General features: G+C 69.6%; 19 protein-coding genes and 1 pseudogene. 6 read left to right on the forward strand and 14 right to left on the reverse strand.

The genetic code is table 11. From position 1 onward, the window contains the following. Positions 1-188 precede the first annotated feature (188 nt). Both IEX88_RS00795 and IEX88_RS00800 read right to left on the reverse strand, forming a co-directional pair. Positions 189-590, reverse strand: coding sequence for a DUF2442 domain-containing protein (locus tag IEX88_RS00795; protein ID WP_188848606.1), 402 nt, complete (start codon positions 588-590; stop codon positions 189-191). A 112-nt stretch (positions 591-702) separates the two neighbouring features. Further along, positions 703-948 (reverse strand): hypothetical protein, encoded by a 246-nt coding sequence (locus IEX88_RS00800; RefSeq protein ID WP_188848608.1) that lies wholly within the window; start codon positions 946-948, stop codon positions 703-705. A 291-nt stretch (positions 949-1239) separates the two neighbouring features. Between IEX88_RS00800 and IEX88_RS00805 the strand changes: the two genes are divergently transcribed. From IEX88_RS00805 to IEX88_RS00820, 4 genes are all read left to right on the forward strand, one after another. Then, the gene (locus IEX88_RS00805; RefSeq protein ID WP_188848610.1) at positions 1240-2640 is read left to right on the forward strand and encodes a dipeptidase; all 1401 of its coding nucleotides are present in this window, start codon (positions 1240-1242) and stop codon (positions 2638-2640) included. A 315-nt stretch (positions 2641-2955) separates the two neighbouring features. After that, positions 2956-3774 carry a MipA/OmpV family protein gene (locus tag IEX88_RS00810; RefSeq protein ID WP_188848612.1) on the forward strand — a complete coding sequence of 273 codons (819 nt, stop codon included), beginning with the start codon at positions 2956-2958 and terminating at the stop codon, positions 3772-3774. A gap of 193 nt (positions 3775-3967) precedes the next feature. Then, positions 3968-4789 carry an alpha/beta fold hydrolase gene (locus IEX88_RS00815; protein ID WP_188848613.1) on the forward strand — a complete coding sequence of 274 codons (822 nt, stop codon included), beginning with the start codon at positions 3968-3970 and terminating at the stop codon, positions 4787-4789. Positions 4790-5147: 358 nt separating this feature from the next. Beyond that, positions 5148-7733, forward strand: coding sequence for a transglycosylase domain-containing protein (locus IEX88_RS00820; RefSeq protein ID WP_188848615.1), 2586 nt, complete (start codon positions 5148-5150; stop codon positions 7731-7733). Positions 7734-7920: 187 nt separating this feature from the next. Here the strand turns inward: IEX88_RS00820 and IEX88_RS00825 are convergent, their stop codons facing one another. From IEX88_RS00825 to IEX88_RS00835, 3 genes are all read right to left on the reverse strand, one after another. Then, positions 7921-8493 (reverse strand): ActR/PrrA/RegA family redox response regulator transcription factor, encoded by a 573-nt coding sequence (locus IEX88_RS00825; protein WP_188848617.1) that lies wholly within the window; start codon positions 8491-8493, stop codon positions 7921-7923. Positions 8494-8614: 121 nt separating this feature from the next. Next, on the reverse strand, positions 8615-9970 hold the full coding sequence (locus IEX88_RS00830; RefSeq protein WP_188848619.1) for an ActS/PrrB/RegB family redox-sensitive histidine kinase: 1356 nt from the start codon (positions 9968-9970) through the stop codon (positions 8615-8617). A 97-nt stretch (positions 9971-10067) separates the two neighbouring features. Then, positions 10068-10661, reverse strand: coding sequence for a TetR/AcrR family transcriptional regulator (locus tag IEX88_RS00835; RefSeq protein WP_188848621.1), 594 nt, complete (start codon positions 10659-10661; stop codon positions 10068-10070). Between the two features lie 73 nt (positions 10662-10734). On the opposite strand from IEX88_RS00835, the gene bdcA reads away from it, so the two are divergent. Then, entirely contained in the window at positions 10735-11448 is a 714-nt protein-coding gene (gene bdcA, locus IEX88_RS00840; protein WP_188848624.1) for an SDR family oxidoreductase, read from the forward strand. Between the two features lie 149 nt (positions 11449-11597). Here bdcA and hrpB read toward each other — a convergent pair whose 3' ends face one another. The 5 genes and pseudogenes from hrpB to IEX88_RS00865 form a co-directional block, all read right to left on the reverse strand. After that, positions 11598-14093, reverse strand: coding sequence for an ATP-dependent helicase HrpB (gene hrpB / locus IEX88_RS00845; protein WP_188848626.1), 2496 nt, complete (start codon positions 14091-14093; stop codon positions 11598-11600). Between the two features lie 146 nt (positions 14094-14239). Then, a pseudogene (locus IEX88_RS00850) lies at positions 14240-14878 on the reverse strand (ATP-binding cassette domain-containing protein); the annotation flags it as partial. Next, positions 14875-16560 carry an ABC transporter permease gene (locus IEX88_RS00855; protein ID WP_188848628.1) on the reverse strand — a complete coding sequence of 562 codons (1686 nt, stop codon included), beginning with the start codon at positions 16558-16560 and terminating at the stop codon, positions 14875-14877. The pseudogene IEX88_RS00850 and the gene IEX88_RS00855, both read right to left, overlap by 4 nt. Positions 16561-16856: 296 nt before the next feature. Continuing rightward, positions 16857-17198 (reverse strand): HVO_A0114 family putative DNA-binding protein, encoded by a 342-nt coding sequence (locus tag IEX88_RS00860; RefSeq protein ID WP_188848630.1) that lies wholly within the window; start codon positions 17196-17198, stop codon positions 16857-16859. 42 nt (positions 17199-17240) lie between these two features. Continuing rightward, positions 17241-18461, reverse strand: coding sequence for an ABC transporter substrate-binding protein (locus IEX88_RS00865; protein WP_188848632.1), 1221 nt, complete (start codon positions 18459-18461; stop codon positions 17241-17243). A gap of 195 nt (positions 18462-18656) precedes the next feature. Here IEX88_RS00865 and IEX88_RS00870 point away from each other — a divergent pair, with 195 nt between their 5' ends. Further along, complete coding sequence (locus IEX88_RS00870; RefSeq protein WP_188848634.1) at positions 18657-19415, forward strand: SDR family NAD(P)-dependent oxidoreductase; 759 nt, start codon at positions 18657-18659, stop codon at positions 19413-19415. 143 nt (positions 19416-19558) lie between these two features. Here IEX88_RS00870 and IEX88_RS00875 read toward each other — a convergent pair whose 3' ends face one another. From IEX88_RS00875 to dnaJ, 4 genes are all read right to left on the reverse strand, one after another. Continuing rightward, the gene (locus IEX88_RS00875; protein ID WP_188848636.1) at positions 19559-20158 is read right to left on the reverse strand and encodes an NADPH-dependent FMN reductase; all 600 of its coding nucleotides are present in this window, start codon (positions 20156-20158) and stop codon (positions 19559-19561) included. Beyond that, on the reverse strand, positions 20155-20766 hold the full coding sequence (locus tag IEX88_RS00880) for a class I SAM-dependent methyltransferase (RefSeq protein ID WP_244639755.1): 612 nt from the start codon (positions 20764-20766) through the stop codon (positions 20155-20157). Before IEX88_RS00880 ends, IEX88_RS00875 begins: the two co-directional genes overlap by 4 nt. Before the next feature lie 31 nt (positions 20767-20797). Next, positions 20798-21409, reverse strand: a complete 612-nt coding sequence (locus IEX88_RS00885; RefSeq protein WP_188848638.1) for a class I SAM-dependent methyltransferase — start codon at positions 21407-21409, stop codon at positions 20798-20800. Positions 21410-21551: 142 nt separating this feature from the next. Beyond that, positions 21552-22703, reverse strand: a complete 1152-nt coding sequence (gene dnaJ / locus IEX88_RS00890; RefSeq protein ID WP_188848640.1) for a molecular chaperone DnaJ — start codon at positions 22701-22703, stop codon at positions 21552-21554. Positions 22704-22987 lie beyond the last annotated feature (284 nt).

The following is a 22987-nucleotide window of genomic DNA, read 5'->3' on the forward strand; positions in this document are numbered from 1 at the left end:
AGCGCACATCAAACGGGACGGCGCGAATGATGCCGTCTTCGATCGAAACGAGGTCCCCCGCTTCGTCCGGTCGAAGCCTGTCCGGTTTCTCCCCCCTCGGAACCGGCGGCATGGAAAGACAGAGCCGTCGTGGCATCCCCCTCGCGCCACGGCGGCTTTGCTTTGTCCGGTGCGGGGCGTGCTGCTGGCTATGGCAGCGCCTTTTGCGGCCGGCCTCCCTTCAAGCCATTGCGCCTGGCGGCGGCGCCCTTGGCATCCGAGGTCGCCTGTCCGCCTTTGCGACCCATGAACCGGGCCGTGCCGAAGATACCAGCCATCAGCCCGGCGATCCGGAAGTCGACGTCGCGGCTCTCCCAATGAAGGCCGGTCTGGCCGAGCAATTCGACCTCGTCGAGTTCGTCATCGGTAGCGTCCTCAAGCCCTTCGAGCGCACGCGCCGGCACCATGAAACCGCTGCCATTGGCGAATTCGACGACGATCCGGCCGCTGTTGCGATCGAAGCGCGCCGAGATCGGCACAGGCTGGCCGGAAGCAGAGCCTGCGGCCCGGGCTGCCTCGATCATGGCATCCGTCACGGTGAATTCAGCCATTAATCGCCTCCCATCGCTCGAGAAAACCTTCGCGGTTGGCGGCGACGATGGCGATCGCCTTTTCCAGGCAAGAGGGCGATGGCGTCGACATGGAGCTTATCGCAATTGAATCCTAGTCATCGTTGGCTTCCGGATCATCGGGGCCGGCGACGCCAGCCTCTTTGAGCGCACGCGCGAGCTTTGCATAAAGGTTGGGGTGTCCTCGCTTACTCTGCTCATTGGCGTTAACGGTCGTATGAAACCAGCCTGAGTGCGGGAGCGTCAGATGGATGTGGCCGGTCTCCGCGTTGTACCAAGCGCCGATGTTGAGATACGCGGTGTTGCCGCCCTTCTCACTTTTGCGGATGTCGTTGTCCATATTGCCTCCTACGGTTCCCACTAGGCCCATAGGCTGGGCATGCGACCGGAGCGTCAACCCGACTACTTCGTTTTAGTGTGTGTGCGGTGTGTTTTAGTGTGTGTGCGGTGTCATGAGACATTTGGACCGAGTAGGCGATGATCTGGCTGCTTGGGCCAATCCCGCGGCATAATGGGCTGCCGGGGTTGAATTCTCGACGGGAATCAACTCTCCCCTATTCCTCATCGGGGTGATCGGGAGACGGCTCTCTCTTTGTCGCTTCGTCCGTCAACGCCGTGCCCCGGAGTTCCCATGCCCAAGCTCGACAGCGTGCTCGCCTGCCTCGATCTCAACATCGGCCGTTCGGTCGAACGGCTTTCCGATCTCCTGAAGATCCCCTCGATCTCGACCGACCCGGCCTATGCCGGCGACTGCCGGCGGGCGGCGGAGTGGCTGGCGGGGGATCTGGATGCCATCGGCTTCAAGGCCTCAGTGCGCGACACCACGGGCCATCCCATGGTCGTCGCCCATCACGACGGGCCCGAGGGATCGCCGCACGTCCTGTTCTACGGCCATTACGACGTGCAGCCGGTCGATCCCCTGAACCTCTGGGAGAGCGAGCCTTTCGACCCGCAGCTGAAGACCATGCCGGACGGCTCCAAGCGCATCGTCGGGCGCGGCTCGGCCGACGACAAGGGCCAGCTGATGACCTTCGTCGAGGCCTGTCGTGCCTGGAAGGCCGAGACCGGCGGCCTCCCCTGTAAGGTAACGATCTTTTTGGAAGGCGAGGAGGAATCGGGCTCCCCCTCGCTGCTGCCCTTCCTCGACGCCCACCGCGAGGAGCTTTCCGCCGACGTCGCGCTGATCTGCGACACCAACATGTGGGACAAGGACACGCCGGCGATCTCGACGGGCCTCCGCGGTCTCGTCGGCGAGGAGGTGACGATCACCGCCGCCGACAAGGACCTGCATTCCGGCTATTTCGGCGGTGCCGCCGCCAATCCGATCCGCATCCTCGCCGAGATCATCGCCGACCTCCACGACGAGAACGGCGCGGTGACCCTGCCCGGCTTCTACGACGGCGTGCCGGAACTGCCGGCCGAGCAGCGCGCGATCTGGGACGGTCTCGGCTTCGACGAGAGGGCTTTTCTCGGCCAGGTGAACCTCTCGGTGCCCGCCGGCGAGAAGGGCCGCAGCGTCCTCGAACAGACCTGGTCGCGGCCGACGGCGGAAGTGAACGGCATCACCGGCGGCTATACCGGCAAGGGCTTCAAGACCGTCATCGCCTCGCAGGCGACGGCCAAGATCTCCTTCCGCCTCGTTTTCGACCAGGACCCGCAGAAGATCCGCGACGCTTTTCGCGCGTTCGTCACCGAGCGGCTGCCGGCGGACTGCTCGGTGGAGTTCCACGAGCATGGTGCATCGCCGGCGATCCAGCTGCCCTTCGATTCGCCGGTGCTGCAGACGGCGCGCGCGGCGCTGTCGGCGGAATGGCCGAAGCCGGCGGTGATGATCGGCATGGGCGGCTCGATCCCGGTGGTCGGCGAGTTCAAGCGCCTTCTCTCCATGGGCTCGCTCCTCATCGGCTTCGGCCTCGGCGACGACCAGATCCATTCGCCGGACGAAAAATACGAGCTCACCTCCTTCCACAAGGGCCAGCGCTCCTGGGCGCGGGTGCTCGCGGCGCTGGGCGAGAACGGCGCCAAGGGCTGACGCCCCAGGGCGTCGGCGCGATCGGCCGACGCTCCGGGACCGCTCGGAACGGTCCTGCGCGGCAGCGCCGACGGCCGGGGTTAGTTCATGGCCGCGGGCGAAGCCTCACGAACTCAATGAGTTACTGGGGCTGAGGGCGGCCGCCCCGGCCCCGGCGGATCGTGGCCATCCTGCAACGCTGCTGCAGCAAAGCCGCCCTCTACGCCCGCACGAAGGGAAGTGACGGCCGTTTGTTATTGAACCGTTAGCCGTTTCGGCAGACAGACTGGACCCAAGGCCGACCCGCTTGCCGGGCGCCATGATCCGGAGTTTTCCATGTCCCGTTCGTTCGTCCTCTCGCTTGCCGCGTCGCTTCTGGCGCTGGTCGCCGCCGCTCCCGCTTCGGCTGCCGACGTCGCCGTCTACGAAGATCCCGCGCCCGTGGTGGCCGCCAGCAACACCGACGTCGTGATCGAGCTCGGCCTCGGCGGCCGCATCACGCCGAAATACGAGGGCTCCAAGGACTACGAGGTCTCGCCCTTCCCGATCATCGGCCTCGGCTACCTCAACATTCCCGGCGTGCTCGAGATCGGCAGCCTGTCGCCGCAGGGCGGCGGCCTGTCGATCGGCCCGTCCTTCGGCTATACCGGCGAGCGCGAAAGCCGCGACTATGACGAGCTGACGGGACTGAGCGACGTCGATGCCACCTACGAGGCCGGCCTCAAGCTCGGCTACGAGTGGCAGTATGCCGAGATCTACGGCGCCGCGCGCTATGCCTTCGGCGGCGGCGAGGGTTTCGTCGGCGAAGTCGGCGCCAATGTCATCGCCCGCCCGACGGCCGAGATCGAGCTGAAGGCCGGCCCCTTCGCCAGCTTCGCCTCGGAAGACTACACCGAGGCCTATTTCGGCGTCAGCGCCGCCGACTCGCTCTCGAGCGGCCTCGACGCCTACGATCCGGATGGCGGCTTCAAGAGCGTCGGCGTCGCCGCCTCGGCGCGCTACGAATTCCGCCCCGACTGGTTCCTCAACGCCGACGCTTCCTACAGCCGCTTCGTCGGCGACGCCAAGGACTCGCCGATCGTCGATGTCGGCGACGAGAACCAGTACACGTTCGGCCTCGGCCTCTCCAAGCGCTTCTCGCTCGACCTCTTCTAGGCGGCTCGGCCCCCATCGCAGGCTTTGAGAAGGCCGGCTTTTCCCTCGGGAGAAGCCGGCCTTCCGGCTTTTTGGGCGCACGATTGGAGCGCGCCCCGGCTCTCTCACAACGGCGCGAGGCGCGGAACAGGCGCGTGGTCCTGTCATTGCCGACACTCCAACGCCCGCTTGCGGGCAAGCTCAGGAGTTCCGCATGCCCTTCATCACCACGGCCGACGAGACCCAACTGTTCTACAACGACTGGGGCACAGGTCGTCCCATCGTTCTCATCCATGGCTGGCCGGTGAACTCGGCGATGTGGGAATACCAGGCCGAACCCCTCGTCGAGGCGGGCTTTCGCGTCATCGCCTACGACCGCCGCGGCTTTGGCAAGTCGTCGCAACCCTATGCCGGCTACGACTACGACACGCTGGCCGACGATCTCGCCGCGATCCTCGACGGCCTCGATCTCCAGGACGCCATGCTGGTCGGCTTTTCTATGGGCGGCGGCGAGGTGGCCCGCTACATGTCCCGTCACGGCGGCCGGCGCATCGCCAAGGCGGCGCTGGTCTCGGCCGTCACGCCCTATCTTCTCAAGACGGACGACAATCCGGACGGCGTCGACGGCGGCATTTTCGACGGCATGATCGAGGGGCTGCGCAAGGACCGGCCGAATTTCCTCGCCACCTTCGCCAAGAGCTTCTTCAATGCCGGCATGCTGAATTTCCAGATTTCGTCGGAAATCCTGCAGCAGTTCGTCGATCAGGCGCTGGAGGCCTCGCCCAAGGCGACGATCGACTGCGTGAAGGCTTTCGGCCGCACCGATTTCCGCGCCGACATGGCGCATTTCAGGGTGCCGACGCTGGTCATCCATGGCGATGCCGACCAGACCGTGCCGATGAAGGCCTCGGCGGCCCGGGTTCCGGCGATGGTTTCCGGGGCCGAGCTGATCGTCTACGAGGGCTCCCCGCACGGCCTCCACATCACCGACAAGGACCGTCTCGCCGAAGACCTGATCGCCTTCGCGCGCCGATAGGCCCTTCCTGCCGAAAGACGGTCCTCCGGCCGACGGAAGCGCTTCCGTCGCCGGCGGGCGGACAAGCCGATATGCCCGGCGCGGGCTCTATTGTTCGTGCCGGGCATGGCGTCCCCGAATGTGGCCTGCCGCAGCGCCAGGTTTCGGCTCCCACCATCGGCCGGGAAGGCGGCCTTTCCTTAACGCCCCGTTAAATCGCCGTATTTACTCTCCATCCGACATGTGGGATTCGACCGGCTGTATCCGATGGCGGCGGCGGTCCAGTTTCGGTGTGGGGCGGGTGTCCGCGGCCGACGCCGATCAGCGAGACGGCGTCGCCTGCATTTCCGGATGACCTCCACGGTAAGGCAAGGAATTCATGGCCGGACGGCGCAAGGGCGAACGCATCGAACCGAGATTTGACGCCGGAAGATCGGCCGACGATTTCCGCCTGTCGGCGGACGATCGGGCCGTGGCGTCCGAGCCCGGGCCGGTTCGCCAGCGGCCGGGCAGGCCTGATCGCCAGGCGGAAAAGGCGGCCGGCGAGCGCCTGTCGCGCCGTCGCGGCTTTTTCGGGCGCGGCGGCGGCGATGATGGTGGCGAGGGTCGCCGTCCCCGGCGCCGGCGCAGCTTCATCGCCCATCTCTTCCGCCTCGCCTTCTTCACCGCGCTGTGGGGCGGTGTCGCCGTCGCCGGCATCGTCGCCTATTTCGCCATCAAGCTGCCGCAGGAGGCCTGGGCCATCCCGGAGCGGCCGCCGAACGTCAAGATCGTCTCGGTCACCGGCGAGCTCCTCGCCAATCGCGGCCTCACCGGCGGCGAGGCGGTCTCGCTCGACGCGATCAGCCCCTATATCCCGCAGGCCGTCATGGCCATCGAGGACCGCCGCTTCTATTCGCATTTCGGCGTCGATCCGCTCGGCATCGTCCGCGCCTTCTCCGAGAACATGGCCGCCGGCGCCACCGTCCAGGGCGGCTCGACGCTGACCCAGCAGCTGGCCAAGAACATCTTCCTCAATCCCGAGCAGACGATCCAGCGCAAGGTCCAGGAAGCCATCCTGTCGATCTGGCTGGAGCAGAAGTTCACCAAGGACCAGATCCTCGAGATGTATCTGAACCGCGTCTATTTCGGCTCCGGCGCCACCGGCGTCGAGGCCGCAGCGCGGCGCTACTTCAACAAGTCGGCGAAGGAAGTCACGCTGTCCGAGGCGGCGCTGCTGGCGGGCCTCCTGAAGGCGCCCTCGCGCCTGTCGCCGGTGCGCGATCCCGCCGCCGCCAAGGCGCGCGCCGCCGTGGTGCTGCAGGCCATGCTGGACGAGAAGATGATCGACCGCGCCGATTTCGACGCGGCTATCGCCGAGCAGCCGACAAAATCCCGCGCCTACTGGAACGGCGCGGAGAACTACGCCGCCGACATCGTCATGCGCGATCTGAAGACGCTGGTCGGCGAGGTCCATTCCGACGTCGTCGTCGAGACGACGATTGATCTCGGCCTGGAAAAGGACGCCGAGGCGGCGATCCGCGACACCATTGCCGGCGCCAAGCAGAATGTCAGCCAGGGCGCGCTGGTCGCGCTCGACGGCACCGGCGCGATCCGTGCCCTCGTCGGCGGCAAGGACTATGCCGAGAGCCAGTTCAACCGCGCCGTCGACGCCAAGCGCCAGCCCGGTTCCTCGTTCAAGCCCTTCGTCTACGAGACGGCGCTGGAATTCGGCTGGAAGCCGGAGAACATGGTCGACGACTCGCCGACGCAGATCGGCAACTGGTCGCCGATGAACTACGATCGGAAATATCGCGGGCAGGTGACGGTCGCCTACGCCCTGGCGCATTCGCTGAACACCATCGCCGCGCAGCTGACCCAGAACGTCACCGCCAAGGCGGTAATCGAGACCGCGACGCGGATGGGCATCACCTCGCCGCTGGTCGACAATCCCTCGATCGCGCTCGGCACGTCGGAGGTGACGCTGCTCGAGCTGACCGGGGCCTTCGCCCCCTTCGCCAATGGCGGCTACCAGGCGACGCCGCATCTGGTGAACCGCGTCACCGACACGGCCGGCAAGATCCTCTACGAGCGCGGCGCCGAAGTGCCGCCGATCATCGTCACCGACACCACCGTCGCCATGATGAACGCCATGCTGAAGGGCACCGTCACCTCCGGCACCGGGCGCAAGGCGGCGATCGAGGGCTGGGAAGCGGCGGGCAAGACCGGCACGACCCAGGACTTCAAGGATGCTTGGTTCATGGGCTACACCGCCAACCTCACCACCGGCGTCTGGTTCGGCAACGACAACGGTGCGCCGATGAAGAAGGTCACCGGCGGCGGCCTGCCGGCCGAGGCCTGGCACACCTTCATGACCGCCGCGCATGCCGGCCTGCCGGCCATGCCGCTGCCCGGCAACTATACGATCGGCGGCGAGCCCGAGCCGCTGACCGCCTCGAACGGCGGCGTCGCCGATCCCGGCGGCTTCTACGACAGCGAGCTGCCGCCGGCCTCCGCCGATCCGCTCGCCGACGTCATCGGCGAGCAGCCGGAGAATCCGGCGGGCGGCCAGGAAGTTCTGCCGCGCCAGACGGCGCCCGCCTCGGCCGATCCCTATCGGGGCGATCTGCAGGAAGACGAGCTGCCCTCCCGCCGCGAGCCGGCCGGCCGCCGCGATCTGCCGAGCCGCAATGTCGAGGCCGAGCCGGTCTACCGCGAGCCCGCCGAAGACGAGGACGTCTACGGCGTGGCGCCGCTGCCGCGCGAGCGGGACATCTACGGCAGCGGGGAGCTGCCGCCGGAGGACGACTATTACTACGACGACGGCGGCGCCATGCGGGCGCCCGAGGAGATCGCGCCGGCCCGCGGCCCCTCGCGCATCGTCCGCGGCGCGCCGCCGCCAGGCGCGATCCTGGAGGGCCGCGTCGACGGCGGCGGTGGCCGCGAAAGCGACCGCTCGCTGTTCCGCGGCCTGTTCGGCGGCTGAGCCTCCTCAGGACATCTCAAGTCGGCGTCGGTGCATCGGCGTCAGCGACAGAAAAGGCGGCGACCGGGTCACGGTCGCCGCCTTTCTTTCTGTTTTGCTCTGTCCGCAGGATGGCGTGGCAAGCGCCTTGAAGCGGTTGGGGCTTCAGCTGTCGGCCTCTCTTGCTGGTGCTAGGCCGCGGCTGCCGTCAGCGCGGGGCGCGCTTGGCCAGAATGCGCTGCAGGGTGCGGCGGTGCATGGAGAGGCGCCGCGCGGTCTCGGAGACATTGCGCTCGCACAGCTCGTAGACGCGCTGGATATGCTCCCAGCGCACACGGTCGGCCGACATCGGATTCTCCGGCGGCTCCGCCTTTTCGCCCGGTGCGCGCATTAGCGCGGCGATCACTTCGTCGGCATCGGCGGGCTTGGCGAGGTAGTCGATGGCGCCGAGCTTCACCGCCGTCACCGCGGTGGCGATATTGCCGTAGCCGGTGAGGACGACGACGCGGGCGTCGGCCCGTCGCCGCTGCAGCGATTCGATGACGTCGAGGCCGTTGCCGTCGGCGAGCCGCATGTCGACCACGGCGAAGGCCGGGGCCTCGGCCTTGATCGCGGCGAGCCCTTCGGCGACGCTCTCGGCCGTGCGCACGGCGAAGCCGCGCTGCTCCAGGGCCCGGCTGAGGCGCAGGAGAAAGGGTCGGTCGTCGTCGACGAGAAGCAGCGAACGGTCGCCCTCCGGCAGGGCGGCGGCGACGAGCGGGACGGTGTCTGCGTCGGTCATGCGGTCTTTTTTCCTCGGATGAGGGGCGGCGCCTTGCGGCTCCTTGTCCCTCCGCCGCGTCAAAGAGGCGCGGCCTGCATCATCCCTGACTTGGCGTCACTTTCGACCGGGTGCAAGGCCTTCAGGTTCCGTGTGACGATCCGTCCACGGTGGCGGCCTGGCGCGCGGAGAAGGTCGCCTGCGGCCAAAAAATCTCGACCGAGGCGCCGGGCGTGTCGCGGCGGTTGCCGAAGGTGATCGTCGCGCCGGAGCGTTCGAGCAGGGTTTTTGCGATGAACAGGCCGAGGCCGAGGCCGCCGCCGGCCTTGCGGTCGCGATTCTCGCGGTTCGACATGTAGGGATCGCCGATCCGCGCGAGGATTTCCGGGGTGAAGCCGGGGCCGTCGTCGAGGATGAGGAGGGTGACGCCGAAGGCCGACCAGGAGGCGCGGATCAGCACCTCGCTCTTGGCGAAGTCGACGGCGTTCTCGACGATGTTGCCGAGGCCGTAGACGACGCCGGCATTGCGCCGCATCACCGGCTCGTCGGCATGGCGCTCGCCCGCTTCGACGCGCACCTCGACGCCGAAATGGCGGTGCGGCTCGGAGACTTCCTCGACCAGCGACAGGAGCGGCAGCCGCGCCATGTGCTCCTCGCTGGAGGAGGAGAGCGTGGTGATCTGGCGCAGGATGTCGCGGCAGCGTTCGGACTGCGCCATCAACAGCTCGACGTCCTCGCGCTGCGGATCGTCGAGCGGCGTCAGCCGGCCCATCTCCTTGGCGACGAGGGCGATGGTGGCGAGCGGCGAGCCGAGTTCGTGGGCGGCGGCGGCGGCGAGGCCGTCGAGGGCGGAGAGATGCTGCTCGCGCTGCAGCACCAGCTCGGTCGCCCCCAGCGCGTCGGCGAGCGAGCGCGCCTCGGCGGCGACGCGGTAGACATAGATGCCGGAGAAGACGAGCGTCGAGACGATCGCGAACCACAACCCGCCGATATAGGACGAGGGCAGCTGCAGCGCCGAGCCTTCGGCCCAGGGCAGCGGCAGGTGGAAGAAGGCGAGCAGGGTGGCCGCGACGATCGACAGGAGGGCGAGGCCCGCCGTCGTCTGCGGTGGCTGCGTCGCCGAGGCCATCACCACCGGCACGATCAGGAAGACCGAGAACGGGTTCTGGATGCCGCCGGTGAGGTAGAGGAGGCCGAAAGGCTGGATCACGTCGAAGGTCAGCACCGAGACCGCCGCCCAGGGCGAGAGGCGCCAGCTCTTGGGATAGCGCAGGCCGAGCCCGATGTTCAGCGCCGCCGACAGCGCGATCAGGAGAAGGCAGGGTCCGACGGGATAGGGATACCAGAGGCCGTAGGCGACGAAGAGGCAGGCGGCGGTCTGGCCGCCGACCGACAGCCAGCGCAGCCGCGTCAGCGTCGCCAGGCGCAGCCGCTGGCTCTCGCGCATGGTGGTGACGAAAGGCGGGAGGCGGAAAGGCGCGCGCGAGATGTGTTCCATGGGAGATCAGTAGCGCGGGCGGGCTTGGGCCGCCAGCCGGCGCAGAAGGGGCGTGGCGTCGCGGCAAAACGCACGGCGCGCCCGGCGCGCCCGGCGCTCAGGCGGGAAGCGCCTGCGCGAGGGCAAGGCCGGCGAGGCGGGCAGTGGCGAGCAGCCGGTCGAGGTCATGGCCGCTGCGCGCGGCCGCCGACAGTCCCGTCATCACCGTGCTGACGAAGTCGGTCAGATGGTCGGCCGCCTCGGGATGGCGGTCCGCGATGTAGGCGCGGATGAACGCCTCTCCGGCGGCGCGGTAGGCGCAGGCGGCCGCGCGCGCCTCGCCGTCGTTGGCGCGCGTGCCTTCGACGACCAGGCAGCCGGCGGCGACCGGGTCGGCGGCATAGCGGCGGGCGGCCTCCTCCAGGACCGCCGCCAGGCCCTCCGCCACCGGCCGGTCGGGCCGCAGTAGGTCGGCGAGGGGGATGGCGTCGGCGCCGGAATAGCGCTCGAGAATGCGGGCGTAGAGGCCCGCCTTGTTGCCGAAGGCGGCATAGAAGCTCGGCGGGTTGATGCCGAGGCTTTCGGTGACGTCGGCGACGCTGACGGCGTCGTAGCCGCGCGCATGGAAGAGTTGCTGGGCCGTGGCGACGGCCGCCTCGGGGTCGAAGCCGCGGGGGCGGCCCCGGGGGCGGAGTGGTTTTGTAGTATCCATTACATAATGCCTTGACGGAGGGTGGCGCCAGTTTTATGTAGCGCTCGTTACGTTAATTCTCAAGGAGCGCCCCATGGCCGCATTTCAAGACAAGTCGGTTCTCGTCCTCGGCGGCAGCCGCGGCATCGGGGCGGCCATCGTCCGGCGTTTTGCCGCCGAGGGTGCCAAGGTCACCTTCACCTATTCCGGGTCGCGCGGGGCGGCGGAAGAGCTGGCGCGGGAGACGGGCACCGCGGCGGTCGCCACCGACAGCGCCGACCGCGACGCGGTGATCGCCACGGTGCGCGGCAGCGGGCCGCTCGACATCCTGGTCGTCAATGCCGGGATCGCCGTCTTCGGCGACGCGCTGGACCAGGATCCGGACGCGATCGACCGGCTGTTCAGGATCAACATCCACGCCCCCTATCACGCGGCCGTCGAGGCCGCGCGGCAGATGCCCGAGGGCGGGCGGATCATCGTGATCGGCTCGGTCAACGGCGACCGCATGCCCATTCCCGGCATGGCCTCCTATGCGCTCAGCAAGTCCGCCCTCCAGGGCCTGGCGCGCGGACTGGCGCGCGATTTCGGCCCGCGCGGGATCACCATCAACGTCGTGCAGCCCGGCCCCGTCGATACCGACGCGAACCCGGCCGACGGCCCGATGAGGGACCTCATGCACAGCTTCATGGCCATCAAGCGCCACGGACGGCCGGAGGAAGTGGCGGGCATGGTCGCCTGGCTCGCCGGACCCGAGGCGGGTTTCGTCACCGGCGCCATGCACACGATAGACGGCGCCTTCGGCGCCTGACCCCTTTCGGGGCGGGCGAGCGAGGGCGGGCCGGGGCCCGGCCTCGCCCCGTGGTCAGCCCTCGATGGCCTTTGGCGGCACTGGTGTCGGCGACGGCGCCGGCTCTGACGAGGCGAGAAGCGATCGGTCTGCCCCTGGTCGCCGATCCTTTACGTTCCCCGCGGCTTCGCCCGTGCCGTGGCCGCCGCCTCGGCCGGGTTCTCCGGCCAGGAATGGCGGGGATAGCGGCCGCGCAGGTCCGCCCGCACGTCGCGCCAGGAACCGGCCCAGAAGCCGGGGAGGTCGCGGGTGATCTGGATTGGCCGGTGCGCCGGCGAGAGCAGTTCGAGCGTCAACGGCAGCTTGCCGTCGGCGATCGCCGGATGCTCCGTCAGGCCGAACAGTTCCTGCACCCGCACCGACAGCACCGGCCCTTCCGCATCGTAGCGGATCGGCAGGCGCGATCCCGAGGGCACGTCGATGTGCGAGGGCGCGAGCGACTCCAGCCGCCGTTGCAGCTCGGCCGGGACGAGCGCGCCGAGCGCGGTCCGCAGCGTGCCGGCGTCGATGCCCGACAGTTTTGTCACGCCCGGCAAGAAGGGGAGCAGCCATTCCTCCAGGCTGGCAAGGAGACTGTCGTCGGAAAAATCCGGCCAGGGCGCGCCGAAGGCGGCGGCGAGAAAGCGCAGGCGCAACAACAGGCGCTCGCCGTCGCTGCCGAAGGGGAGGGCGGCGAGGCCCCGCGCGCGAATGCCGGCGGCAAAAGCGGCGCTCGCGGCAGTGCCTTCGGGCACCTTGATCTGCGTCTCCGAGAGCGTCGCCTTGCCGAGCCGCCGCACCCGCTTTGCCCGGACCTGGCCGCTCGCCGAGTCGAAGGCGACGACCTCCTCGTCGGTGATGCGGCCGGCGAACAGGCTCTCCAGCGATTCACGTGAAACAGTAAGGGCCGCATGGATGCGACCATCGCGCGCCTGGCCCTGCAGCTCGGCGACGACCAGCAGCTTGGCATCGGCAAGGCCCGAGGAAGCGTCGACGACCCCGCCGCGCCCGTTGGCGAGGACGAAATGGCCGCGCGCACCGCGCGCCACCGCCACCCGGTCGGGAAAGGCGAGGGCGAGCAGGGCGCCCGGCTCGAGGAACTCCGCCGTCTCGGCCGCCTGTGTCGGGCTTGCGCCCTCGCCGCTCTCCCCGCGAACGCTCCCCTTCCGCCCGCTGTCACCGGCAATGCGGCGGGCCAGGATCTTCGCCGCTTGCGCCCGCGCCCCGCGGTCGCTGCGGAAGCGACGGAGACGGCTTTCCAGATCGACGTCCGGGCCGCCGAGGCCGCGCTCGGTCAAAAGCACGGCGATGTCGGCCGCGAGTTTTCGCGATGTGCCAGCGCCGACGACCATGGCGGCGAGGCGCGGCGGCAGCGGCAACTCGCGCATCTCAGCGCCCTGCGGCGTCGGGCGGCCGTCGGCTTCGAGCGCGCCGAGGTCGGTGAGGAGGGCTGCGGCTTCCGTCAGCGCCGGGCGCGGCGGCGGGTCGAGGAAGGCAAGGCTCTGCGGGTCCGCGACGCCCCAGGCGGCGCAGTCGAGGACGAGGCCGGCGAGATCGCTCGACAGGATTTCCGGCCGGTCGAAGGCGACGAGCCCCTCCGCCTCGCGCCACAGCCGGATCGCCCGCCCCGGCCCCGTGCGCCCGGCGCGGCCGGCCCGCTGGTCGGCGGCCGCGCGCGAGACCCGCACCGTCTCCAGCCGCGACAGGCCGGTCGCCGGTTCGAACAAAGGCAGGCGGCGGAGGCCGGAATCGATCACCGTGCCGACGCCGTCGATGGTGATCGACGTCTCCGCGATCGAGGTCGCCAGCACGATTTTCCGCACGCCTTTTGGTGCGGGTCGGATGGCGACGTCCTGCGCCGCCGCCTCCATGACGCCGTAGAGCGGCGCGACGAGGAGCGTCGGGGAGGCGAGGGAGCCGAGGCGCTCGGCCACCCGCTCGATCTCGCGCTGGCCCGGCAGGAAGACCAGGAGGCTGTCCGTCGTTTCCGTGAGCGTGGCGCGCACGGCCTCGGCGACGGCGTCCTCGATCGGCTGCGTGCCCGGCCGGTCGCGGTAGGAGACGGTGACGGGAAAGGCCCGGCCGAGGCTTTCGACGACGGGCGCATCGCCGAGGAGCGCCGCCACGCGGGCGCCGTCGAGCGTCGCCGACATCACCAGAAGCCGCAGGTCCTCGCGCAGCGCGCTTTGCACGTCGAGCGCCAGTGCCAGCGAAAAATCGCCGTCGAGCGAGCGCTCGTGGAACTCGTCGAAAATGACGGCGCCGACATCCGGCAGATCCGGCGCGCCGAGGATCATGCGGGTGAAGACGCCCTCGGTCACGACCTCGATGCGGGTGCGGCCGGAGACTTTGGTGTCGAGCCGCATGCGCCAGCCGACGGTCGCGCCGACATCCTCGCCGAGAATCTCCGCCATGCGACGCGCGGCGGCGCGGGCGGCGAGGCGCCGCGGCTCGATCAGCAAGATCTTGCGGGTGCCGAGCCAGGGAGTGTCGAGGAGATCGAGCGGCACCAGCGTCGTCTTGCCGGCGCCGGGTGGCGCGACGAGGACGGCGTTCGGCCCTTCGGCGAGCGCCGCCCGGAGCTGCGGCAGGACGTCGGAGACGGGGAGGATCGGGCGGGGGGTCATCCTGCCGCTCCGCGCGAAGCAGCGGGCGGCTTCCCCGGGAGCGCCTCGGTCGCGGGCGCCCCGGTAACTCTCGCCTGGCTGCCTGGCGTCGTGTCTCCTGGCGCGCCCTCTCTTAGCGAACCGGTCACGGCACCCTCTGCCCCGGTGTCCTGCGCATCGAGATCGACGATCGCGCCGCCGGCCGCCTCGGCGTCGGCCCGGTCGTGGGTGACGAGGATGGCAGGGATGGCGCGCTCGCGCACGAGGTCGAAGACGAGGCCGCGAACGCTCTGGCGCAGCGCCGTGTCGAGCCGGGAGAAGGCTTCGTCGAGGAGGAGCGCCTGCGGCTCGGCCAGCAGCGTGCGGGCCAGCGCCACCCGCGCCGCCTGGCCGCCGGAGAGGGTCGCCGGGTCGCGCGCAAACAGGCCGGCGAGGCCGACCTTGGCGAGCATGGCTTCCGCCGCCGCCCGGCGCGCCGCGCGCCCGGCGACGGAGGGGACGAGGCCGAAGAGAAGGTTTTCGCCGACGGAGAGATGCGGCAGCATCAGCGCGTCCTGGAACAGCAGGCCCACGCGTCGCTCCTCGGGCCGGGCATTCGTGATGTCGCGGTCGTTGAGCAGGACCCTTCCGGTTGCCGTGAAGGCCGGGTCGAGGAAGCCGGCGATGGCGTCGAACAGCGTCGACTTGCCCGAGCCCGAGGCACCCATCACCGACAGGATTTCGCCCGGCGCGATCGGACGGTCGAGCGCGAGCAGGCGGCGGCCGGCGAGCGACAGGCGAAAATTTTCCAGGACGAGACCCATCATGCCCTCATGCCGCGCCGGCCGCGGTGAAGCAAGGCGGGCAGCAGGCTGGCGGTGAGGAAGACGAAAGCGGGCAGCAGCGTCTGCAGGAGGGCGGCGACGCCGATGACGCGGCGGTTGCCGCCGGACGCCAGCGCCACCGCCTCGGTGGTGATGGTCGGCAGGCGGCCGGCGCCGATCAAGAGCGTCGGGAGATACTGGCCGGCGGAGACGGCGAAGCCAATGGCGAGGGCCGTCAGGACGGGCGCGGCGAGGAGCGGCAGGCGCAGGCGCCAGAAGGCGGTGCGGCGCGACCTTCCGAGGCTCGCCGCCATCCGGTCGTAGCGCGGGTCGAGGGCGAACCAGGGCGCCGCCAGCGCCAGCGCGACATAGGGCGCGACGAAGACGAGGTGGACGGCGACGAGAAGCCCGGTCGAGGGCGTGAGGCCGGCGGCGAGCACCAGGATCTGCAGGCCGAAGACGAAGGCAACCTGCGGCACGATCAGCGGCAGGTAGATCAGCGCCGCGACGCCCGGCGACAGCCGCGCCGGCCCGGCGCCGCGGTGCGCCTTCCGGCGCTGCTCCAGCATGGCGATGACGAGGACGAGGGCGACGAGGCCCGACCCGAAGCCGACGATCGCCGTCCGTGCCAGCGGCTCGGCGAGGGACGGCAGGCTGTCCTGCCAGCTGCGCAGCGTCAGCGTCGGCGGCCAGAGGTCCGGAAACGTCCAGAGCCCGGCGACCGACCAGAGCACGAGGAGGAGGAGGCCGAACCCGGTGGCCGCAAAGGCGAGCGCCACCGGCAGCGCGGCGGCGCGGCGCAGCAGGCGGTCGCGGCGGTAGCGTCCGCCGCGCGCGGCCATGATCCGGCAGGCGAAGGCCCCGAAGCGTTCGACCGCCAGCCAGAGGCCGAGGACGGCGAGCGTCAGCCCGAGCTGCAGTAGCGCCCCGGCGGCGGCCTGGAAGCGCAAGGAGAGGTCCGGATCGCCCATCCAGCCGACGAGGCGCACGGCGAGCGGCGCCGGCGTCATCGGTCCGAGAACCAGCGCGACGTCGATCACGGACGAGGCGAAGGCGGCGACCGCCAGCACCGGCAGGCGGATCTGGCGGTAGACCGCGGGCCAGACCGCCAGCGTGAAGCCCGCCATTCGCCCGTAGCCGAGCGCGCGCGCGAGCTTCAGCCGCCGCTCGGGATCGGCCTGCGGCAGCGCGGCGATGACGACGAGGAGGAGGAAGGGCAGTTCCTTGACGATCAGCCCGGCCATCATCGCGAGGCCCGAGGGATCGCCGACGATGAGGAGATCGGGTGGCGCCGTCAGGCCGAGCGGGACGGCGACGAGCCGGAAGAGAAGGCCCGAGGGCGCGATCAGGAAGGCGAGACCGAAGGCCGCGGCCGCATGCGGCACGCCGAGCAGCGGCCCGAGCCCCCGCCGCGCCAGGCGAAAGCCGCGCGTGCCGGCAAAGGCCGCGGTGAACAGAAGCGTCGCGCCGACCGAGACGAACGTCGTCAAAAAGCCGGCGGCGAGGCTGAGGAGCGCGGAGGCGCCAAGGCCCGGCTCGGCGAACAGGTCCCGGAACGGCTGCAGCGAGAATGCCGTTCCGCCCAGCGCCGGCAGATAGCCGAAGGCCGGCAGGACGACGCCGAGAAGACCGACGACGACCGGCGCGGCGAGGAGCAGCGCCAGCGGATGCGGCCAGCGGTTCATATGGGGAAACCTGCATGCAGACGGGGGGCAGGCCAGCAGGCTCCCCGGTCGTGCGACCCGCAGCCCCCGGAGATAGTCATGCTCGGGCTTGACCCGAGCACCCATGCCGAGAACGGCTGCAGGTCCAGCCGGCCAAAGGACCATCTCGATGCGTTACAGGGCCTTGTCGAACTCTCGGCACCGAGACGGTCGTCTCCGTTGCAGCCCGGTCGGCCCTCTTGGCATGGGTTCTCGGGTCAAGCCCGAGAATGACTAACCGGATAGGTTCGCTCGCGAGGTGCAGCGGTTCCACCCGCTCATGCGGCATGCAGATGGAAATCGACATGAATGCCCTCGTACGGGAAGACGATGCGGCCGTCTTCTTCGCGATCCAGAATGCCCTGCGACAGGAGAGCCGTGACGTCGGCGTGGACCGCTTTCACGTCGCGGCCGACGCCCCGCGCGAGGGCGCGGATCAACATCGGCCCGGCACCCGTCATGGTCTTCAGGAGCGCCCAGCGCTTGGCGGTCAGAACCTGCCAAATCAGATCGGGAGAGGCGAAAGAGATGTGAGCCCCCTGCTTTTCTCCGTTCATGGCGTCGGCGAAGCGGCGACTGACGGCATCACGCGATGCCACCGAGAGTGTCACCATGGTCATTGTCGCCTCCATTCATCCACTGCGGCCCAGAAGGGGCGGCGCCTACGACCCATACCGCTTCAGCCATTCCGCCTCGATCCGCACCATCCAGCTCGGATGCGGCTCGGGCAGGACGGGCCCCAGCGCCTCCGGGGCGAGGGTCGCGACGCCACGGTCGATGGCGGCGAAGGCGGCGCGATCCTCTGGGGAAAGCTTGTCCATGGCCAGCACGGTCGGGTCGCCCCAGAACGCGGGGTCCTCCTTGCGGGCCTGCGCCTCGGGCGAGAGGAGGAAATTGGCGACGACCTTCGCCCCGGCCTTGGCGCTCGAATTGAAGGGGATGGCGACGAAATGCGTGTTGCCGAGCGTGCCCTTGGCGAAGGTGAAGGAGCGCACCGTGTCCGGCAGTTCGCCGGCGGCGATGGCGCTCGAGGCCTCGGCCGGGTTGAAGGCGAAGACGATGCCGAGCTCGCCATCGGCGAGCAGCTGCTTCATCGACGGATAGTTTTGCGGAAAGGCCCGGCCCTGCCGCCACATCACCGGCGTGAGTTCGTCGAGATAGGCAAACAGCGGCGCGGCGACGGCGGCGAAGGATGCCTCCTCGACCGGCTTCTGCAGCACGGCCGGGTCGGCGGCGGTTTCCGCCAGCACCTGTTTCAGGAAGGTCGAGCCGATGAAATCGGGCGGCGCGGGATAGGAGAATTTTCCGGGATGGGCCTTGGCCCAGGTCAGAAGCTCCGCGGCGGATTTTGGCATGGCGTCAACGGGGCCGGTGCGGGCGGTGTCGGCGAAGAAGACGAGCTTGGCCATGCCCCAGGGCGATTCCTGGCCGTCGGTCGGGAGGGTGAAGTCGACGCTGACCGTCGGCTTGTTCACCGTGTCGACATAGGCCCAGTTCGGCAGCCCGGTGGCAAAGCCCGGGGCGAGCAGATCCTGGCTCTTCATCGCGGCAAAGTTCTCGCCGTTGATCCAGATCAGGTCGATGGCGCCGTCCTTGGTCTTGCCGGCCGCCTTCTCCGCCACGACGGTCGCGACGGCGGTGGCCGTATCCTCGAGCTTCACGTGCTCGAGCGTCACGCCGTGCTCGGCCTCGATCCGGTCGGCAGCCCATTCGAGATAGCGGTTGATCGCCTCCGAGCCGCCCCAGGCGTTGAAATAGACGGTCTGGCCCCGTGCTTCGGCGAGCGTCGCCGGCCAGTCCTCGGCCCGGGCCGAAGCGCCGGCAGGCCACTGGACGAGCAGAGCTAGGCCGAGCGCGCTGGCGAAGCTGACGAAATTTCTCATATATTCACCCCGAGCCTTCCCCGACGCCTGCCCCTTACGCAAATCGACCGCGACAAGGGCTTCGGGAAGTCCTAAATGTGCCGACAATGGCGACGAAGGCAACGGCCTGAGACGCCGCGAACCGCGCGATGACCGCACCGTGATGGACGGGCGGCAGAAGGCGGCCGTCGAATCCGCGACAGACGAGGACACACCATGCCCAGCGACGCCGCCACAGATTCCCGCAAGGCCCTCGTCCTCACCGGCGCCTCGCGCGGCATCGGTCATGCGACGGTGAAGCGTTTTTCGCGCGAGGGATGGCGGGTGATCACCTGCTCGCGCCAGCCCTTTGCCGAGGACTGCCCCTGGCCGGCCGGTCCCGAGGACCACATCCAGGTCGACCTCTCCGATCCCGAGGATGTCGGCTTTGCCATTTCCGAGATCCGCCGGCGGCTCGAGGCCAACGGCTCCAGCCTGCACGCCCTCGTCAACAATGCCGCGATCTCGCCGAAGGGCGAGAGCGGCTCGCGGCTGGATTCCATCCGCACGCCCATGCACATGTGGCGCGACGTCTTCCAGGTGAATTTCTTCGCGCCGATCATGCTGGCGCGCGGCCTGTTCAAGGAGCTGTCGAAGGCGCAGGGGTCGATCGTCTCGGTCACCTCGATCGCCGGCGGCCGCGTGCATCCCTTCGCCGGCACGGCCTATGCCACATCGAAGGCGGCGCTCGCCTCGCTGACGCGCGAGATGGCGGCCGATTTCGGCCCGGCCGGCATCCGGGTCAACGCCATCGCGCCGGGCGAGATCGACACGGCGATCCTGTCGCCGGGCACGGAGAAGCTGATCGAGAACATTCCGCTGCGCCGCCTCGGCCAGACTTCGGAAGTCGCCGACATCATCTATTTCCTCTGCTCGAACCAGGCGAGCTACGTCACCGGCGGCGAGATCCACATCAATGGCGGCCAGCACGTCTGAGGGACGGGCTGCCGAAGCCGGCCCGCTGGGCCGCCGAGCCGGGCTGCAGGGTCAGGTCACGAGCGCGGACCGAGATCGGGGGACGCGGCACGAGCCCCCGTCGCGCGGGAAACGCGGCTGACCGGACCGGCAGGGCGCAGCGTTCAGAAGCGGTGGCGTCCCAGGGTCCGGGAAAACTCCAGCAGCCGCTCGACCAGGATGTCGAGCGCCATGCTCGCGGCCTCGTCGGTGATCCTGTCGCGGTCGTCGAGACCCTTCGCGGCATCGGCGAGCGTCACCTGCGGCGTCAGCACCTCGGCCCCGAGCGCCTGGCAGGTGCCGCGCAGCGCGGCGAGACCCCTGAGGCCGCCGAGCGGCGAGCGTGAGGCCGAGGCGAGGCCGACGACGAGGCGGGCGAAGGGCTGCAGCGGCCGTCCCCGCACCTTGCGCACCTGGCTCGTCCAGGCGAGGGCGTTCATCAGGAGCGGCGCGGCCGCGCCGTTGACCTCGGGCGCGACCAGGAGCAGCCCGTCCTGCTCGGCCAGTCGTTCGGCGAGGAGCAGCGCGTTTGGCGGAAAGTTTTCGGGCTCGGCGCCGTCAGCGTCATAGGGCGGCAGGGCGTAGGCCTCGAGGTCGATCAGCGTCACCGTGGCGTGGGTGAGGGCGAGCCGCCTGGCGGCTTCCGCGGCAAGGCGCCGGTTCGGCGAGCCGAGACGGGCCGAGCCGGGCAGGACGAGGATATGCGGCCCTGCGGCGCCGCTCATGCCGCCGCGTCCGTCTCGTCCGGGGAATAGACCCAGACCCTGGCCGGCGGAATATTGTCCCAGACGACACTCGAAGAGGAGACGGTGAAGACGCCGGGCAGCGGCTTGATCGGCGCGGTCACGAGATAGGAGAGCTGGGTGACGTTGCCGCCGGGCCGCAGGCGCGCGAAATAGTCCCGCATCAGAGCCTGCCGCTTCGGCTGATTGAAGCCGACGATGGGGATGGCCAGAAGGATCGCCGCGAACTTTTCGTCGCGCCGCTCGCCCAGCGTCCCGTCGAGGTCGAAGCCGTCGCCGTGGATGACGTTGACGCCGGGAAAGCGCTGCTTCAGCGTCCGGGCGAAATCGCCGTCATACTCGATCGAGGTGATCCGCTCGGGCGCGACGCCCTTGTCGAGCAAGGCCTGAGTGACGACGCCCAGACCGGGGCCGAGCTCGAGGATCGGCCCGTCGATCTCGGTGGTGGCGTGCCGCACCATCATGGCGCAATAGCTCGGCGAGGAGGGCGCGATCGCCCCCATCTGGCCGGGATGGCGCACCCAGCTGGCGAGGAAGCGGGCCCAGTCGCCGCTGCGCTTGCCCTGTATCTCCTTGGCGCTCTGCGTCACGTCGCCGTTCCTCCTTTTTGATGCCCCCGCGTCAGCCGCGACGATAGACGAGCACGCGCGCCGGCGGCAGGTTGAGTTTCACCCAGGGACTGATTTCCACCGAGGCGCCCACCTTTTCCGGCTTCACCGGCACGGTCAGCGCATAGGAGAACTGGATGAAGGGGTGGCCGGGTTCCATCCGGGCAAGCGATCCGCCGATCACCTGCTCGCGCAGGGCATCGGGCTTGGTGAACAGCGGCAGGCTGGAGACGGTGGCGGCCACGGCGCGCCCGCCGAGGGCCGCGTCGAGGTCGCCGTTCGGCGCATAGGCGTCGCCGCGGACGATCCGGGCAAGGGGAAAGCGCGCGGCCAGGAGCTCGCAGAACTCCGGCGAATACTCGGCGAGGACGAGGCTCTCTTCCGGCACGCCGCGATCGATCAGGCACTGCGTGACGGCGCCGGTCCCCGGCCCGATCTCCAGCACCGCCATGCCCGCCTCCACCGCGCCGAGCGGCACATAGGCGGCCATCGCCCGCCCGAGCCCGCGCGAAGAGGGCGAGACGGCCCCCATCTGCAGCGGCCGCTTCAGCCAGCCGCGAAAGAAGCGGGCATCGTCGGCAGACCGGTTGCAGGGGTCCGAGGCACGCGGCTTGGAAACGGTCATGGCGGCTTTCGGCTCCGGGAGCGCAGGCCGCCGGATGGCGGTGCGGGAGGATGATGGTCCGTGTCCGTGACCATTTCGCGACGGTGCTTGCGCCCTCACGGCGCCCCGCCTTGGTGACGGCAGGGCGCCGAGCGAGGCAATCTCAGTCGCTGAGGCCCTCGAAGAAATCCTTCATCCGGGCGAAGAAGCCGGTCGACTGCGGCGAGTTGTCGGAGGACGAGGTCTTTTCGAATTCTTCGAGCAGTTCGCGCTGGCGCTTGTTGAGGTTCTGCGGCGTCTCGATCTGGACCTGGATGAACAGGTCGCCGGTCTGAGAGGAGCGCAGCACCGTCATGCCCTTGCCGCGGACGCGGAACTGCGTGCCGCTCTGGGTTCCCTCCGGCACCTTCACGCGCGTCTTGGCACCGTCGAGCGTCGTCACCTCGAAACTGCCGCCGAGCGCCGCCGCGGTCATCGACACCGGCACCGTGCAGTAGAGATCGGCGCCTTCGCGCTGGAACAGGTCGTGGCTGCGCACCGACAGGAAGATGTAGAGATCGCCCGCCGGTCCGCCGCGCAGGCCCGCCTCGCCCTCGCCGGCGAGGCGAATGCGCGTGCCGTCCTCGATGCCGGCGGGAATGTTGACGGAGAGCTGCCGCTCTTCCGGCAGGCGGCCGTCGCCGCCGCACTTGCCGCAGGGGTCGGCGATGATCTGGCCGCGGCCCTGGCAGGTCGGGCAGGTGCGCTCAATGGAGAAGAAGCCCTGCGCGGCGCGCACGCGACCGACGCCGCCGCAGGTCGGGCAGGCTTTCGGGGACGAGCCGGGCTTGGCGCCGGTGCCGGTGCACTCGTCGCACTGGATCGTCGTCGGCACCCCGATCTCGGCGGTCTTGCCGGCATAGGCCTCCTCGAGGCCGATCTCCATGTTGTAGCGCAGGTCCGAGCCGCGCTCGCGGCCGTTGCCGCCCGCGCCGGCGCCGCCGCGGCCGCGCCGCTGGCCCATCATCTCGCCGAAAATGTCGTCGAAGACGTCGGCCATGGACGAACCGAAATCGCCGCGGAAACCGCCGCCGCCGCCACCGGGGCCGCCATTCTGGAAGGCGGCATGGCCGTAGCGGTCGTAGGCGGCGCGCTTCTGAGGATCCTTCAGGACCTCATAGGCCTCGCCGAGCTCCTTGAACTTCGCTTCCGCCGCGGCGTCGCCGGGATTCTTGTCGGGGTGGAACTGCATGGCGAGCTTGCGGAAGGCGGTCTTCAGCATCTTGTCGTCACACGTCTTGGTGACGCCGAGCATCTCGTAATAGTCGACTTTCATCGAGACGGGTCCATCGCTTGTCGTGAGTTCGGGGCAGCGCCGGCACGCGCGGATGCGGTGCTGTCCTCGTCCCGCATGTGGGGGCGTTGACGGGGCGTTACCATAGGAAAAGCCGCCAGGGAAAGCCGGAGCGCGCAAGTGGGCGGCCCCGGATGCCGGTCGCAGCCTTGATCAGCCGTGCCAGGCCGCCTGCGCCCGCGCTGGCGGACAGGCCGCCGCTATGCCGCAACCGGGTCCGGCGGCCGACATGAAAAAGCCCCGGCGACGGTCGCCGGGGCTTCGAG

It is taken from the genome of Aureimonas glaciei (assembly GCF_014643375.1).
Classification (GTDB): domain Bacteria; phylum Pseudomonadota; class Alphaproteobacteria; order Rhizobiales; family Rhizobiaceae; genus Plantimonas; species Plantimonas glaciei.